Source organism: Streptomyces sp. NPDC001594 (assembly GCF_042893675.1).
Classification (GTDB): Bacteria; Actinomycetota; Actinomycetes; order Streptomycetales; family Streptomycetaceae; genus Streptomyces.
The window spans coordinates 48,731-63,888 of record NZ_JBIAVB010000003.1; the positions used below are offsets into that span (position 1 = coordinate 48,731).

Annotated in this window: 13 protein-coding genes and 1 pseudogene; 4 read left to right on the forward strand and 10 right to left on the reverse strand. The window is 74.5% G+C overall.

Translation table 11 applies throughout. The features are described from left to right. Window positions 1-38 precede the first annotated feature (38 nt). The 8 genes and pseudogenes from ACFY0O_RS06520 to ACFY0O_RS06555 all read right to left on the reverse strand — a co-directional run bounded on the left by ACFY0O_RS06520 (window position 39) and on the right by ACFY0O_RS06555 (window position 8,113). Window positions 39-1,073 carry an aminotransferase class V-fold PLP-dependent enzyme gene (locus tag ACFY0O_RS06520; protein ID WP_388943580.1) on the reverse strand — a complete coding sequence of 345 codons (1,035 nt, stop codon included), beginning with the start codon at window positions 1,071-1,073 and terminating at the stop codon, window positions 39-41. Window positions 1,074-1,202: 129 nt separating this feature from the next. Further along, window positions 1,203-1,910, reverse strand: coding sequence for a DsbA family oxidoreductase (locus tag ACFY0O_RS06525; protein WP_388943583.1), 708 nt, complete (start codon window positions 1,908-1,910; stop codon window positions 1,203-1,205). Window positions 1,911-1,975: 65 nt separating this feature from the next. Continuing rightward, a pseudogene (locus tag ACFY0O_RS06530) lies at window positions 1,976-2,500 on the reverse strand (GNAT family N-acetyltransferase); the annotation flags it as partial. A gap of 30 nt (window positions 2,501-2,530) precedes the next feature. Beyond that, complete coding sequence (locus ACFY0O_RS06535; protein ID WP_388943585.1) at window positions 2,531-3,979, reverse strand: peptidoglycan D,D-transpeptidase FtsI family protein; 1,449 nt, start codon at window positions 3,977-3,979, stop codon at window positions 2,531-2,533. 62 nt (window positions 3,980-4,041) lie between these two features. Next, window positions 4,042-4,707 carry a response regulator gene (locus ACFY0O_RS06540; RefSeq protein WP_388943587.1) on the reverse strand — a complete coding sequence of 222 codons (666 nt, stop codon included), beginning with the start codon at window positions 4,705-4,707 and terminating at the stop codon, window positions 4,042-4,044. After that, window positions 4,704-6,014, reverse strand: a complete 1,311-nt coding sequence (locus tag ACFY0O_RS06545; RefSeq protein WP_388944492.1) for a sensor histidine kinase — start codon at window positions 6,012-6,014, stop codon at window positions 4,704-4,706. Before ACFY0O_RS06545 ends, ACFY0O_RS06540 begins: the two co-directional genes overlap by 4 nt. A 141-nt stretch (window positions 6,015-6,155) precedes the next feature. Next, complete coding sequence (locus ACFY0O_RS06550) at window positions 6,156-7,148, reverse strand: hypothetical protein (RefSeq protein WP_388943589.1); 993 nt, start codon at window positions 7,146-7,148, stop codon at window positions 6,156-6,158. A gap of 137 nt (window positions 7,149-7,285) precedes the next feature. Beyond that, window positions 7,286-8,113: an IclR family transcriptional regulator gene (locus ACFY0O_RS06555; RefSeq protein WP_358893116.1), complete on the reverse strand. Its 828-nt coding sequence runs from the start codon at window positions 8,111-8,113 to the stop codon at window positions 7,286-7,288. Between the two features lie 137 nt (window positions 8,114-8,250). On the opposite strand from ACFY0O_RS06555, the gene ACFY0O_RS06560 reads away from it, so the two are divergent. The 4 genes from ACFY0O_RS06560 to ACFY0O_RS06575 all read left to right on the forward strand — a co-directional run bounded on the left by ACFY0O_RS06560 (window position 8,251) and on the right by ACFY0O_RS06575 (window position 11,646). Beyond that, window positions 8,251-9,774 (forward strand): aldehyde dehydrogenase (NADP(+)), encoded by a 1,524-nt coding sequence (locus ACFY0O_RS06560; RefSeq protein ID WP_388943594.1) that lies wholly within the window; start codon window positions 8,251-8,253, stop codon window positions 9,772-9,774. 100 nt (window positions 9,775-9,874) lie between these two features. Then, a complete protein-coding gene (locus ACFY0O_RS06565; RefSeq protein ID WP_358893118.1) occupies window positions 9,875-10,096 on the forward strand; it encodes a hypothetical protein in 222 nt (73 codons plus the stop codon). A 60-nt stretch (window positions 10,097-10,156) separates the two neighbouring features. Beyond that, entirely contained in the window at window positions 10,157-11,356 is a 1,200-nt protein-coding gene (locus tag ACFY0O_RS06570; RefSeq protein ID WP_388943596.1) for a TerD family protein, read from the forward strand. Window positions 11,357-11,469: 113 nt separating this feature from the next. Beyond that, on the forward strand, window positions 11,470-11,646 hold the full coding sequence (locus ACFY0O_RS06575; RefSeq protein ID WP_358893120.1) for a hypothetical protein: 177 nt from the start codon (window positions 11,470-11,472) through the stop codon (window positions 11,644-11,646). A gap of 61 nt (window positions 11,647-11,707) precedes the next feature. Here ACFY0O_RS06575 and ACFY0O_RS06580 read toward each other — a convergent pair whose 3' ends face one another. Together ACFY0O_RS06580 and ACFY0O_RS06585 are read right to left on the reverse strand one after the other, a co-directional pair. Continuing rightward, on the reverse strand, window positions 11,708-13,165 hold the full coding sequence (locus ACFY0O_RS06580) for an alkaline phosphatase PhoX (protein WP_388943599.1): 1,458 nt from the start codon (window positions 13,163-13,165) through the stop codon (window positions 11,708-11,710). Between the two features lie 208 nt (window positions 13,166-13,373). Beyond that, window positions 13,374-14,870, reverse strand: coding sequence for a hypothetical protein (locus ACFY0O_RS06585; protein ID WP_388943601.1), 1,497 nt, complete (start codon window positions 14,868-14,870; stop codon window positions 13,374-13,376). Between the last annotated feature and the right edge of the window lie 288 nt (window positions 14,871-15,158).

A 15,158-nucleotide genomic window follows, 5' to 3' on the forward strand; every position in this document is an offset into this window, starting at 1 on the left:
GGAGCCCTACCTCCACCCGCCCCGGCCCGGCGGTGGCGTCAGCCGGGCAGGGCGTTCAGTAGGCGGTCCACGTCCGCCTCGGTGTTGTAGAGGTGGAACGAGGCCCGCAGGGCTCCGTCGCGGGCGGAGGTGCGGATCCCCGCCGCTTCGAGGGCGGGCTGCCGGTGGGCCAGGCCCGGGACGGAGACGATCGCGGAGTCGCCGGGCACCGGCCGGCGGGCGAGGCCGGTGCGGTAGCGGGCGGCGAGGGCGGTGTCGTGGGCGTGGACGGCGTCGACGCCGACCCGCTCCAGCAGGGCCAGGGACGCCTCGGCGGCGTAGTACGGGAGGAAGGCCGCCGACTCGTCGAAGCGGCGGGCGTCGGCGGCCAGCCGCCGCATCGGGCCGTACACGGCGTCCCATTTGGACTCGGCCGCCACCCAGCCGGCGTGCAGCGGCGTCAGCCCGGACTGGGCCTCCCGCGAGACCGTCAGGTAGGAGGCGCCGCGGCCGCCGAGCAGCCACTTGTAGCCGCCCGTGACGGTGTAGTCGTACGGCGAGGCGTCGAAGGGCAGCCACCCGGCGGCCTGGGTGGCGTCCACGAGCATCCGCGCCCCGTGCGCGGCGGTCGCCGCGCGGACGGCGGCGAGGTCCGCCGTCCGGCCGTCGGCGGACTGCACGGCGGACAGCGCGACCAGGGCGGTGTCCGGGCGGACGGCTCCGGCGAGGGAGTCCAGCGGGGCGAAGCGGACGTCGAGGTCACCGCGGAGCACGAACGGGTTGACGACGGAGGCGAATTCCCGCTCGGGCAAGAGGACTTCGGCTCGGGCGGGCAGGGAGGCCGCGATCAAACCCACGTGAGTGGCGACGGTCGATCCGACGGCCACGCGGCCCGGGTCGACCGAGACCAGTGCGGCGAAGGAGGACCGCACCCGCTCGACGACGCCGAAGTCCCCCGCCCCGGCGGGCAGTCCGGCTCCGGCCGCCTCGGCAAGCTCCCGTACCGCGGCGACGGCGGAGCGCGGGAGCACCCCGGCGCCGGCGGTGTCGAGGTAGGTGGTGGAGTGGGCGAACGCGGAGAGCGGGAGTTCCATGCGTCCACTCTGCGCGAGCCCTAACTCAAAGTCCATTGCCGAATTTTCCATGCGCCCCCAAAGCAAGCCTTATGGACGGGGCGCCCGGTCCGGGAGGTACGCGGGCACCCCGGGTGCGGGGGCGGCGGGTCAGGCCTGGGGCACGGCGCAGGAGCCGTCCGGCTCGCAGGCCTCGGCGCCGGCGGCCGGCTCGGGCAGCTCGCGCCCGGCCCAGGCCTGTTCCAGGGCCTGGGTGAACACCTCGGCGGGCTGGCCGCCGGAGATCCCGTAGCGGCGGTCGAGGACGAAGAACGGGACGGCGTTGGCGCCCAGTTCGGCCGCCTCGCGCTCGTCCGCGCGGACCTCGTCGGCATAGGCGGAGTCGTCGGCGAGGACCGCGCGGGCCTCCGCCTCGTCCAGCCCGGCCTCCACCGCGAGGGCGAGCAGCACCTCCGCGTCGAACACCGACCGCTGCTCGGCGAAGTTCGCGCGGAAGGCGAGGTCGAGGAGCTCCACCTGACGGCCGCGGGCGGCGGCCAGGTGGAGGAGGCGGTGGATGTCGAAGGTGTTGCCGTGGTCGCGGCCGTCGGTGCGGTACTCCAGCCCCTCGGCGCGGGCGCTCGCGGCGACGTGCTCCTCCATGCCGCGGGCTTCCTCAAGGGTGCGGCCGTACTTGCGGGCGAGCATCTCCAGGACGGGGGCGGTGACGCCCTTGGCGCCGTGCGGGTCGAGCTCGAACGAGCGGTAGACGACCTCCACCTCGTCGCGGTGCGCGAACTCGGCCAGGCCCTTGGTGAAGCGGGCCTTGCCGATGTAGCACCAGGGGCAGGCGATGTCGCTCCAGATCTCGACGCGCATGATCCTTCTTCTCTCCGGATTCCGGGTGGGGGTTGGTTAGCGGTTCAACCATTCGCCGTCCCGTCTCATTCCCCGGACGCCTGGGCCACCTCCAGCCACAGGGTGCGGTGGGAGCCGGCGGGGACGGCCGAGGGGTCGGGGCGCCAGCCGTGGGAGGCGTAGAAGGCCTGGGCGCGGACGTTGTGTTCGTAGACCTCCAGCCGGACCCGTTCGACGCCGGCTCGGCGCCAGGCGGTGACGCAGGCGGCGTGCAGGGCGGCTCCGGTGCCCCGGCGCCAGTGGACGGGGTCCACGTGCAGCTGGGTGAGCGTGGTCTCGCCGTCGGCGGTGAGGAAGGCGGCGACCCCGGTGATCTGCCCGTCCCGCTCGGCGCAGAACACCCGGCCCTCGGCCTCCGTCCGTCTCACCGCGCGGGACCAGCCCTCGCGGGAGCGGGCCAGCTCGGCCTCGCCCGCGAAGGCCTGCTCGGGAACGCGGCCCCGGTAGTAGGTGGCGCGCGCCCGGGTGTGCAGGGCGGCGATGGCGTCCAGGTCTTCGAGGAGTGCGGTCCTGATCATGGGAAGGGGAACGCGCCGGGAACCCCTTCGGTTCCCGGCGCGTACGGATCCCTCAGGCGGTGGCTACTTCTTCAGCCACGCGGCCATCATCTTCTGCGCGATCGGCGCGGCCAGCCTGCCGCCGCCGATCTCGGAGCGGTCGGTGTCCGAGTTCTCGATCATGACGGCCACGGCGATCTGCTTGCCGCCCGTCTTGCCGTAGGAGGTGAACCAGGCGAGGGGCGGGATGTTGTTGTTCACGCCGCGCTGGGCGGTGCCCGTCTTGCCGCCGACCTCGGCGCCCGCCACCTGCGCGGGCTTGCCGCCGCCCTCGGTGGCGACGGTGCGCATGGCGTCCTGGAGCATCGAGGCGGTCTTGGCGGTCATCACCTGCTGGGTCTTCGGCTCCTTGAAGCTCTCCAGCACGGAGCCGCCGGAGTCGGTCACCTCCGAGACCATGTGCGGGGCGACGAGCTTGCCGCCGTTCTCGATGGCGGAGGTCACCATGGCCATCTGCAGCGGGGTGGCCTGGACGTCGAACTGGCCGATACCCGTCTGCGCGACCTGGTCGACCGACAGCTTCTTCGTCGGGTACTTGCTCGGCGGGTTGGTGCGGACCGGGGTGTCGATCTGCGTGTTGAAGCCGAGCTTCTCCGCCATGTCCCGCATCTTGTCCTGGCCGAGCTTGGAGGCCAGCTCCGCGAAGACGTTGTTGCAGGACAGCCTGAGGGCGGTACGGGCGGAGACGTTGTTGCAGGCCTCGTCGCCCGCCTCGCTGGGCAGCTTCGTCCGGGTGCCGGGGATCACGTAGTTGCCGGGGACGCCGGTCGGCTGGTCGATGCTGGAGACCAGCCCGTTCTCGATGGCCGCGGCCAGGGTGACCAGCTTGAAGGTGGAGCCGGGGGCCTGGGGCTTGCGCAGCGCCACGTTCTCCATGGCCTTGCCCTTGTCCGCGGACAGCTCGTCCCAGGCGGCCTGGTCGCCGGCCCCGGAGATCCGGCCCGGGTCGTAGGAGGGGTTGTTGACCACGGCGAGGATCTCACCGGTCGACGGGTCCACGGCCACGGCGGCGCCCTGCTTCCCGTCGAGGGCGTCGTAGGCGGCCTTCTGGACGTCCTTGTCGATGGTGGTCAGGACGTTGCCCGGGTAGGCCCGCTTGTTGGTGAGGATGTCCATCACCGTCTTCAGGCGGCTGTCCGAGCCGTTGAGCACGTTCTTGTAGACGCCCTCCAGCATGCTCGTGCCGAAGGCCTGGGAGCTGTAGCCGGTGATCGGCGCGTACAGGGGGCCGTCCGTGTACGTGCGCTTGTAGCCGAAGTCCTTGCCGCTCGTCTTCTCCGATCCGGTGATCGCCGTTCCGCCCACGATGATGTTGCCCAGCGGGTTCTCGTACTGCCCGATGAGGTTGCGGCGGTTGTTCTTGTTGTCTGCGAGGGCCTGGCCTTGGTACGCCTGCACCCAGGTGACCCGCACCAAAAGGGCCAGTACCAGAAGCAGACAGAAGACCGACGCACGCCTGATCGTCTTGTTCATCCCCCAGAAGGACGTTCCGCCGGGCCCGTGCGTTCCGCTGCGCCCCGATTGTGGCCGGTTTCTCAGCCTCTCTTCATCAGGAAGCCCCCCTCGTAGGCGGCGATGACCGCCTGGGTGCGGTCGCGGGAGCCGGTCTTGGCGAGGACGGCGGCCACATGCGTCTTGACCGTCTGCGGGCCCACTCCCAGCCGCTCGCTCACCTCCTGGTTGGACAGTCCGGTGGCCATCAGGCGCAGGACGTCGGCCTCCCGGTCCGTGAGCCGCGCCGCCCAGGCGGGGGGCGCGGTCGGGGGCGCGGGGGTGTGGGCGGCGGCCAGGCTGCGGACGGCCGCCGGGAAGAGCAGGCAGTCGCCACGGGCGACCAGCCGGACCGCGCCGACCAGTTCCTCGGGGTGGGCGCGCTTGAGGAGGAAACCGGACGCTCCGGCGCGCAGCGCGTCGTAGACGTAGGCGTCGTTCTCGAAGGTGGTGACGACGACGATCCTGGGCGGGTCGGCCATGGTGGCGAGGATCTGCTCGGTGGCCCGGATGCCGTCGATCTCGGGCATCCGCACGTCCATGAGGACGACGTCGGGGGCCAGGGAGCGCACCACGGAGACGGCCTCGGCTCCGGTGGCGGCCTCTCCGACGACCTCCAGGCCCGCTTCGGCGTCGAGGATGACCCGCAGGGCGGTTCGGACCATCCGCTCGTCGTCGGCGACGACCACGCGCAGCGGCGGCCGGCTCAACGCCCGCCCCCCGCGCCCGGGGCGGGGGTGCCGAGCGGCAGGACCGCCCGCAGCCGCCAGGACCCGCCGTGCGGTCCGGCCTCGACGCGGCCGCCGAGCAGGGCGGCCCGTTCGGCGGCGCCGCGCAGCCCGCGGCCCCCCGTGCCGCGCGCCGGGCCGCCGTCGGGGGCGGGCGGGGCCTGGGCGGGCGGGTTGGTCATGGTGATCTCCAGTTCGCGGGAGCCGTCGGACGTGTGGACGCGGATCAGCAGGCTGACGGGGCCGGTGCCGTGGCGCAGCGCGTTGCTCAGGCCCTCCTGGACGATCCGGTACGCCTCGCGGGAGGCGATCGCCGGGAGCTGCGCCCAGTCCCCCGCCGGGCCGGGGTCCTGCTCGGCGGTGAGGACGGTGCCGCCGGCCCGGGTGCGGGCCAGCAGCCCGTCGAGGTCCCCGGCCAGGGTCGGGGCGGGCATGGCGTCGGCCCGGGCCGGGTCCCCGTCCCGGAGCAGGCCGAGGACCGCGTCCAGCTCGCCCACGGTGCGCCGGGTGGTCTCCTCGATCGCGGCGAGCGCCTCGCGGACGAACGCGGGGTCGCTGTCGAGCACCCTGCGGGCCGCCCCCGCCTGGAGGGTGACGGCGCTGAGGGCGTGCCCCACCGCGTCGTGCAGTTCGCGGGCCAGCCGGTTGCGCACCGCGAGGTCCGCGGCCCGTTCCTCGGCGGCCGCCAGCCGGTCCGCCGCGGTCGGCCCGAGGAGCACCGGCGCGAGCCGGGCCAGCAGCGCCCCGGCCCCGGCGCAGACGGCGGCGAGCGCGGCCAGCAGGACGACGCCGGCGAACGGGGAGACGTAGGGCTCCGCCTCCGCGCCGAACCAGCCCGCGCCCCAGACGGAGGCGCGCAGCGCCCCGGAGAACGGCATGACGATCAGCACCACGCCCATGGGCGGTATCGCCAGGCTCATCCCGCTGACCGCCGCCCCGATGCCCAGATGCAGGGTCCACCAGGCCGAGGCCCGCCAGCGGGCCCCCCAGGAGCGGGCCGGGCCGTCCGCCAGCCGGTCGCCGGGCACGGCGGTCATGGTCCGGGCGGCGGTCGCCGACAGCGGCCGGACCAGCCCGAACAGCCCGGTCAGGGCGATCAGCGGCAGGGAGGCCGCGTAGGAGAGGAGGGTCAGCGGGAGGGAGGCCAGCACATTGACCCCGCCGGCCGCCGCGCCCACCACCACCTGGGTGAGCAGGAGGTAGGGCATCAGCAGCGCCCCGCCGAGTATCAGGTGCACCCACCGCAGCCCGGCCCGCCGCCCCGGCAGCAGCCCGGACCACCGCCGCACGGCCCCGGACACCGCCCCGGCCGTCCGGCCCCCGCCGAAGCCGCGCACGCTGCCGCTCACGGCCTTCCCCCCTCGCTCCGCTTCCCCTCCGCCGGCTCCCCGCCCACGGCTCCCCGCCCGCCCGGCCGTGCCCGCCCCGGCTCAGCCTTCCCGGCGGACGCGGAGGTGGCGGACGAGCACCGCCCCGGTCAGCAGTCCGGTGATCATCTGGTCAGCGTAGGTGAGGAAGAAGCCGGTGGTGGAGGGTTCGCCCTCGCCGAGGTTGACCCCCAGGACGGCTATGAGGGTCCACGCCCCCCAGCTCAGCGCCGCCGCCCCGCCGGTCCAGGCCAGGGCCAGCGGCCACCGCGCCGCCCGTCTCCCGCCCCGAGCCAGCAGCAGCGCCCCGGCCGCGGCGGCGAAGGCGCATATCGCGTGCGCCCCGGAGACCACGCCCGACTCCGCCGAGTACGCCGCGGCCCGCTCGCCGGGCAGCCAACCGGTCCCGCCGAAGGCCCAGTACAACTGCACCGCGCCCGCGACGGCGCCCGCCAGCGCGGCCGCTCCCGCCACCACCCCCGTGGGAGGCGGGAGCGGCCGTCCGAGCGCCCCCTGCCAACGCCGGCCCCAGCGCTCCCGCGCGTAGGGGACGAACAGTCCGGCCAGGGCGATCGCCTGGATGATGAAACCGCCGTAGACGACGGCGAACACCCAGGGGTCGAGGAAGGGTTCACGGGCGGCCCGGACCGCCTCGTCGGCGCCCATGCCCAGCGCCTTGACGAGGAGCTGGGCCGGGTATCCGAGGACGATCGGGGTGAGCAGCCCGGTGGCGACGAAGACCGGAACGGTCAGCAGCGGGCCGGGCACGCGCAGCCCCCAGGGGCGGGTGAGCACGAGCACGAGCAGGATCACGCAGGCGTCCATCGCGAGGGTCACCGCGTTGCCCACGGCCAGGGCCGTCCCGCCGCTCAGCAGGATGCTGCCGTCCGGTATCCCGGCCCGGCTCCCGGCCAGCCAGGCCGCCTTGAGGGTCAGGTAGGGCAGGGTGGCGGCCAGGGCCGTGGCCCGCAGGATCCGCCGCCCGCTCGCCAGGCGGGGTACGGACGGCCGGGTCGTGCCCATCGGGTGCGTCGCGTGGACGGCTCGTGTGCTCATGGGTCCACGGTCCCCTGCGCGCCGCCGCGCCACCTCCCCCACGAAGGTGAACCGCCTCCCCCGCGCGGGGGAGGAACTCCCGCGTCCACCACCCCACATGCGCCGCCCCCGCATGCGCCGCCCCCGCGTCCACCGCCTCACATGCGCCGCGTCACCACCGACAGCCGGTCCCGCGCCTCGAACAGGGCCGCCTTGATCGTGCGCTCGTGGTCCTCCGTCAGCCGGGCCACGGGCACCGAGCAGCTCACCGCGTCCCGGGCCGGCGTCCGGTACGGGACGGCCACCCCGAAGCAGCGCAGCCCGAGGGTGTTCTCCTCCCGGTCCACGGCGTACCCCTGCTCCCGCACCAGCGCCAGCTCCTCCACCAGCCGTTCCCGGTCGGTGATGGTGTGCTCGGTGACGGCCTCCAGCCGCTTCGGGAGCATCCGGCGCACCTCCTCGTCGGTGTGCGTGGCCAGCAGCGCCTTGCCGAGGGCGGTCGAGTGGACGGGCAGCCGCCGGCCGACCCGGGTGAAGGGGCGCAGGTAGTGCCGTGAGGGCCGGGTCGCGAGGTAGACGACGCTGGTCCCGTCGAGGCGGGCCAGGTGGATGGTCTCGGTGGTGTCGTCGGAGAGCCGGTCCAGGCTCGGCCGGGCGGCGGCGACCACCTCGTCCCCGTCGATGTAGGAGCTGCCGACGAGCAGGGCCCGGACGCCGATGCCGTAGCGGGTGCCGGTGGCGTCCGTCTCCACCCAGCCCAGGTTCACCAGGGTGCGCAGCAGCATGTAGAGGCTGGACTTGGGCAGGGAGAGGTCGCTCTGGATGTCGGCGAGGCTGTGCAGTCCCGGATGGGCCGCGAAGTGCTCCAGCAGCAGGACCGTGCGCACCGCCGACTTCACCGGCGGCGCCGCGGCGGGGAGTCCCGTCCCGGCCGTCGCGGGAGGGCCGTCCGTACCGTCCGTACCGTCCGTCTCGGCTGTCGTCATGCGCCTGGTTCCCCTCTGGTCGGCCCGATCGCCTCTTGTCACCCGGTGGACGCGGAACCTAGAGTCCGCAGCAGAAGTGATCATTCATTCACCGGAACGGCGTTCAGAGTACTGAACGATCCGGGGAGGAGCGGGCCATGACGGCGAATCCAGTCTGGAGTGTGGACCCCCGCACCGGGAAGCAGCGCGAACGGGTTGCGGTGGAGGCCACAGCCCCGGACGTGGACCGGGCCGTGCGGGCGGCCCACGCCGCCCGCGGCGCCCTGGCGGACGCGGGCGCCCGGGCCGCCTTCCTGCGGGCCGCCGCCGACCTGCTCGACGGGGCCGCCACCCAGGTCGTGGCGACCGCCGACGCCGAGACGGCCCTGGGCGCCGCCCGCCTCACCGGCGAGCTCGCCCGCACCACCGGCCAGCTGCGGGCCTTCGCCGACGTGGTCGAGGAGGGTGCCTACCTCGACGTCCGGATCGACCGGGCCGACCCCTCCCTCACCCCGCCGCGCCCCGAACTGCGCCGCTACAAGGTGCCGCTGGGGGTGGTCGCCGTCTACGCCGCCTCCAACTTCCCGCTCGCCTTCTCCGTGCCCGGCGGGGACACCGCGAGCGCCCTGGCCGCCGGCTGCCCGGTCGTCGTCAAGGCCCACCCGGACCACCCGGCCACCTCCGAGCTGTGCGGGGAGCTGCTGCGCCGGGCGGCCGTGGCGGGCGGGCTGCCGGCCGACGTGGTGACGGTGGTCCACGGCTTCGACGCCGGTCTGGAACTGATCCGCCACCCGCTGGTCTCCGCCGCCGGGTTCACCGGTTCCATCCGGGGCGGCCGCGCCCTGTTCGACGCGGCTGCCGCCCGGCCGGTGCCCATCCCCTTCCACGGCGAGCTCGGCTCCCTCAACCCCGTCGTGGTCACCCCGGCGGCCGCCGCGGAGCGCGCCGAGGAGATCGGCTCCGGACTCGCCGCCTCCGTGACCCTGGGCGTCGGCCAGTTCTGCGTGAAGCCCGGCCTGGTCCTGGTCCCCGCGGGGGCGGACGGGGACCTGCTCACCGCCGCGCTCGCCAAGCAGCTCGGGCAGACCGCTCCGGGCGTGCTGCTCGACCACCGGATGCGGGAGAACTTCGTGGCCGGGGTCCGGGAGCGGGCCGCCCTCCCCGGGGTCGGCGCCCCCGTCGCCCCCGGGCCCGGCGGGGAGCACACCGTCGGCGCCGGGTACCTGGACGTGGCGGCGGCGCGCCTGCTGGAAGGCGGCCCGTACGAGCTGCTCCTGGAGGAGTGCTTCGGCCCGGTGACCGTCGTGGTCCGCTACTCCGGCGCGGACGAGGCCGCCGCCGTGCTGGGCCGGCTCGGCGGGAACCTGAGCGCCACGCTCCAGCTGTCACGGGCCGAGACCGAAGGCGCCCCGGGCCCGGCCGCCGCGCTGATCGCGCAGGTCACGGGGCTCGCGGGGCGGATCGTGGTGAACGGCTGGCCCACCGGCGTCGCGGTGGCCCCGGCCCAGCACCACGGCGGCCCGTACCCGGCCGCCACCTCGCACTCGACCTCCGTCGGCGGCACGGCGATCGAGCGCTGGCTGCGCCCGGTGGCCTACCAGTCGGTGCCGGACCCGCTGCTCCCGCCGGAGCTGCGCGAGGACAACCCGCTGGGCCTCCCGCGCCGGGTCACCGGCCCCTGAGCCGGCCCCGCAGGGGTGGGGCGCCGGAGCGGGGCGACCGGGCGGGGGCGGGGCGGTAATTCCGTTGCCGCCCCTCCCCCGCCGGGGCAGGCTGCGCCCCATGAGCCGGGCACAGGGATTCTCGTACGCAGCACACGGCGACGGCACGGTCGTCATCACGCACCGGGGCCGCACCGCGGCCACCCTGCGCGGCGGGCGGGCCGGGAAGTTCCTCGCGGAGGTGGAGTCGGGCGACGCCCAGCTGGTGATGGCCCGCTGGACCGGCTCCTACAAGTTCGGCAACGAGCGCACGGCCCGCGACCACCCCCGCAACCGGCGCTGAAATCCGCCGAGGGTAAGGGAACGGCAAAGCGGTGCCGGTCGTTCTCCCGGCATGACCGCTATGACCCCTGGTTCCAACCTGCCGCTCAACACCACCCGCGTGACGGTGGACGTGGCCGCTCCGGTACGGCTCGACGTTTCGGGCCTGCTGCTCGCGGCGGACGGCAAGGTGCGCTCCGACGCCGACTTCATCTTCTACAACCAGCCCACCGGGCCCGGCGTCAGCTACCGGTCCGGCGGCGGGACGGCGCCGGACTCGATCACCGTGGACACGGGCGCGCTGCCGCCCGGTATCGAGCGGATCGTGGTCACGGCCAGCCCGGACGCGGCGGGCCAGAGCTTCCAGGGCGTCGAGCCCACCGCCACCGTGCGGGACGCGGCCGGCGGCGCGGTGATCGCCACCTTCACCCCGCCCCGGCTCGGGACGGAGACCGCCCTGGTGGTCGTGGAGGTCTACCAGCGCGGCGGGGTGTGGAAGGTGCGCGCGGTCGGCCAGGGGTACGCCAACGGGCTGGCGGGCATCGCCACCGACTTCGGGGTCTCCGTCGACGAGGAGCCGGCCGCCCCCGCCGCGCCGGCGGTCCCCGTGGCCGCCCCGCCCATGCCCTCGGTGCCCCCGGCCGCCCCCTCCGCTCCCCCGGCCCCGGCCCCGGCCTCCGCGCCCGCGCCCGCCGCCGCCTCGGGGAAGATCAACCTGGACAAGGGCCGGGTCAGCCTGCAGAAGAACCAGACCGTCTCCCTCGTCAAGGGCGGCCGCCCGCTGCTGTCGCAGGTCAAGATGGGCCTCGGCTGGGAGCCCGCGTTCGGCGGCCGCGACATCGACCTCGACGCGTCCGTCATCGCCTACGGGCCGCAGCGCAACTTCGTCGACGCCTGCTACTTCGGCAAGCTGTCCATCCTGGGCGGCTCGGTCAAGCACTCGGGCGACAACCTGACCGGTGAGGGCGCCGGGGACGACGAGGTGATCGTCGTGGACCTCGGGCGGCTGCCCGCCGAGATCAGCGGGCTGGTCTTCACCGTCAACTCCTTCTCCGGCCAGAAGTTCACCGAGGTCGCCAAGGCCTACTGCCGGCTCATCGACGCGGCGACCGACGAGGAGCTCGTGCGCTTCGACCTGACCGGCGCCGAACCCCAGACCGGCGTCATGATGGCCAAGCTGATCCGGCAGTTCTCCGGCGAATGGGAGATGACCGCCATGGGCGACTTTGTGAAGTCCCGCACAGTGCGCGGCATGGTCAAACCGGCCGCCGAGTCACTCTGAGCAGGTCGGCGGGCCTGTGCGGCCGCCGGTCACCCGAGCCGCCGCGGCCCGGGTGACCGATGCCACGCGTAATCCGGAGGTGGCTGTCAGTGCTCAGCCGTAGCCTTGGAGGCATGCAGACTCCACTCCGGCCCGCGGGTCCCGCTCGCCCGTCCGCCGCCGAGGCGAACGAGGCGATACGGCTGCTCGTCGAGACCCGGGCGGACGGGGAGTGGCCGTCGGAGGCGTACGAGTTCCTCCTGGAGGAGTGGGCCGCGGCCTCCCGCGAGGAGATGGCCACGGCCCTCTAGCGCCACCGGCAGGGCTCCCGCGCCGCCCGGCGGGACCTCCGCGGCGCGGGGTGAGACGCCGTCAGCGCGGGGAGCGCCGCCAGGGGCCGGTGATCGCGAGCATGATGCCCGGCTCCTGGATGTTGGCGTACAGGGTGCGCCCGTCCGGCGAGAAGCAGACCCCGGTGAACTCCGAGTACTCGGGCTTCTCGGGCGTCCCGATGTTCAGTTCGTTGCGCGCCAGCGGGTAGACGCGGCCCGACTCGGTGGCCCCGAGCAGGTGCTGGAGCCCGTTGCCGTCCTCGGCGATGACCAGGCCCCCGTACGGGGAGACGGTGATGTTGTCGGGGCCGTCGTAGCCGCCGTCGGCCCCGGGGTCGGCGTTCACCCCGATGAGGACGACGAGGCGGATCGTGCGCCGCTTGGGGTCGTAGAACCACACCTGCCCGTCGTGCGCGGCGCCGGGGCTCTCCTCGCGCGCGTAGGAGGAGACGAAGTAGGCGCCGCCGTCGGCCCACCACATGCCCTCCAGCTTGCGCGCCCGGGTGACGGCGCCCGCCGCGAACTGCTTGCGGACCGACAGGCTCCGCGCGTCACGGTCGGTGACCTCTACCCAGTCGACCCCGTACACGGTCCCGGTCTTCGTGGCGCGCGAGAGGTCGTCCACGAACTGCCCCGCCTTGTCGAAGCACTTGGCGGCAGCCAGCACCCCGGCGCCGTCGGCGAGGGTACGCAGCCGGCCGCGCCCGTGCCGGAAGCCCTGCGGCGGGGTCCAGCGGTAGAGCAGCCCGTTGGGGCCCGAGGCGTCCTCGGTCAGGTAGGCGTGGCCCTGGCGCGGGTCGATGACCACGGCCTCGTGCGCGTACCGCCCGAAGGCCTTGACCGGCCGCGGGTCGCGGTTGGCCCGCCGGTCGTGGGGGTCCACCTCGAAGACGTAGCCGTGGTCCTTGGTCATGCCGTTCTTGCCGGCCAGGTCCTCGGTCTCCTCGCAGGTCAGCCAGGTGCCCCATGGGGTGGCCCCGCCCGCGCAGTTGGTGGAGGTGCCCGCGATGCCCACCCATTCGGCGACCTCGCCGCCGCGCCTGACCTCGACGACGGTGCAGCCGCCGGAAGCGGCCGGGTCGTAGACGAGGCCCTCGGTCAGCGGGACGGGGTGCGTCCAGCCCGTCCGCGGGCCCTTCAGCTCGTGGTTGTTGACGAGGAGGGTGGTGCCGCGGGCCCCCTCGAAGGCGGCGGTGCCGTCGTGGTTGGACGGGGTGCTCTCGCCCGAGTCGAGGGTGGTGACACCGCTGTGGGTGATGACGCGGTAGCTGAACCCGGCGGGCAGCGCGAGCAGTCCGGCGGGGTCCGGCACGAGCGGGCCGTAGCCGGGCGTGCCCGGGTGGCCGTGCCCCCGCGCCGCGTCGGCCGCGCCGGGGCCCGGGTCGTCTGCGGCCAGCGCCCCGGGGGCGGTGGCGAGGGCGCCCACCGTTCCGGTGAGGGCGACGCCCGCACCGGCGAGGGCGGTGCGGGCGGTGAAGTCTCTGCGGCTGAGGGGCATCGGATCTCCTGGGGTGGGGAGGTGGTGCGCCTGACGTACGGTCGTCGGCGCACACGCTCCCGGCCGTACGTGAACGGCGGCTGAACTACCCCCGAACACGGACCGGCCCCTTGCCCCCGGCCGGAATGGCGAACTCCGGCCGCGGGAACGGCCTGTTACGGTCCCTTCCCCACAGCACCCCACGCCCTCCCCCGACCCGTGCCTCAGGTCAGGACTGCCGGGACCGCGCCTTGAACGCGGCCTTCCGGGCCTCCTTCGCGGCCTTCTTGTCCGGATGCAGCCGCCCCATGGCCTCCAGCACGTGGGCCGTCGCCGGGTGCTCCACCCGCCACACCTGGTCGAAGAAGCCAGCGTGGTGCTCAGTCAGGCTCCCCATCAGCAGGGGCAGCTCCTCGGTCTCCCCGTCGGCGGCGAGCTGCGCCGCGATGGTGTCCACCGTCAGCCAGAACACCATCTCCTGGTCCGGGACCGGCACGTCCGCCGCCCCGTGCTCCGCCAGCCAGACCCGGGCCAGCCCGCCCAGCTGCGCGTCGTCCAGCACGGCCCGCACCGCCGGCTCGGCCTCCGGTCCGGCCGGGGTGAGGGCCTGCTGGCAGCGCAGCCGGCGCAGCGGCGCGGCCTCGTCGTCACCGCGGGCCGCGGCGAGCAGTTCGGCGACGGCGTCCGGCAGGTCCCGGCCCGCCAGCCACTGCTCGATCTCGGCCTGGGCGGCGTCCTCGGGGTAGAAGGAGACGGCGTCGAGCAGCGCGTCGGCGCCCTTGCCGGCCAGCTCCCCGACGGCGGGGGCCTCCACCCCGGCCTCCAGCATCCGGGCGCGGACGCCGTAGAGCCCGAGCGGGGTCAGGCGGACCATCCCGTAGCGGGTGATGTCCTCGTCGTCAGCGGCATCGGCAGCGGCATCGGCATCGGCGTCAACGAGGTCGTCGGCCTCCGCCATCAGGGCCTCGTCGACGGGCTGGTAGTCGACCAGTCCGATCGGCTCCAGCTGCCGGAACTGGTCGTCCAGGCGCATCATCGCGTCCGAGACCTGCTCCAGGACGGCGTCGGTCGGCTCTCCCCCCTCGTCCGGAATGATCATCGACGCGGCGAGCACGGGCAGCGGGATCCGGCCGTCGGCCGGGGCGCCCTCGGAGACGCTGAGCAGGTAGAGGTTGGCGAGCACCCCGTCGAGGAAGTCCGCCTCGCGCTGCGGGTTCCAGTCGAGCCGGTCGAAGTCGATGTCGCCGCCCGCGTCCATCGCGTCGACCAGGTCGTCCAGATCCGGCACGGCGGCGTCCGCGAGGACCGAGTCCATGGCCGCCAGCCACAGGTCGAGCACGTCGGCGGGGGCCCCGCCGGTCAGCAGCGGGAGGTCCTCCCCGGGGGCGGCCATGCCGTACTCGGGTTCGGCGCCGTCCGCCCCGTCGCCGCCGTCGTCCTCCGGCTCGGTCACGTCGACCAGGCCGGTGTCCACGGCCACCCTCCAGGCCTGGCTCGCGTACACCGGGGCGTCCTCGTCGGCGGGATCGAGGCCGAGCACCTCGGCGGCCGCCGGCAGCTGGTCGGCGACGAGTTCGCCGCCGACGTCGACGCGGATGCCGGGTCCGGCCCAGCGGGCGAGGCGTACGGCGCGGGCGAACAGCGGGGCGACGAGGGCGTCGCGGGCCAGCTCCGCATCGGAGTGCAGCCGTACCGGCGGCAGCGTGGAGTGCGGCTCTGCGGACATGGGGTGGTTCTCCTCGGACGGGGCGCACGGGACGGGCGGGGCGGATCGGAACGGGCGGGGCTATCGGGACGGAGCGGGATGGAGCGGAACGGCAGGAGGAACGGCATCGGCAGCGGTCGGGGTCGGGGTCGGTCACGGAGGGACCGTCAGACCGGGTGCGGCGATCCAGCGTAGACGCATCCAGGGCGCCCCCGGTGGAGCGGAACCGTCAGTTCATCCCACAGTCAGCCGTCGTATTTCCTGGAGACCTTGACAACTTTGCTGGTCGCACAGGACATTGACGCGCGT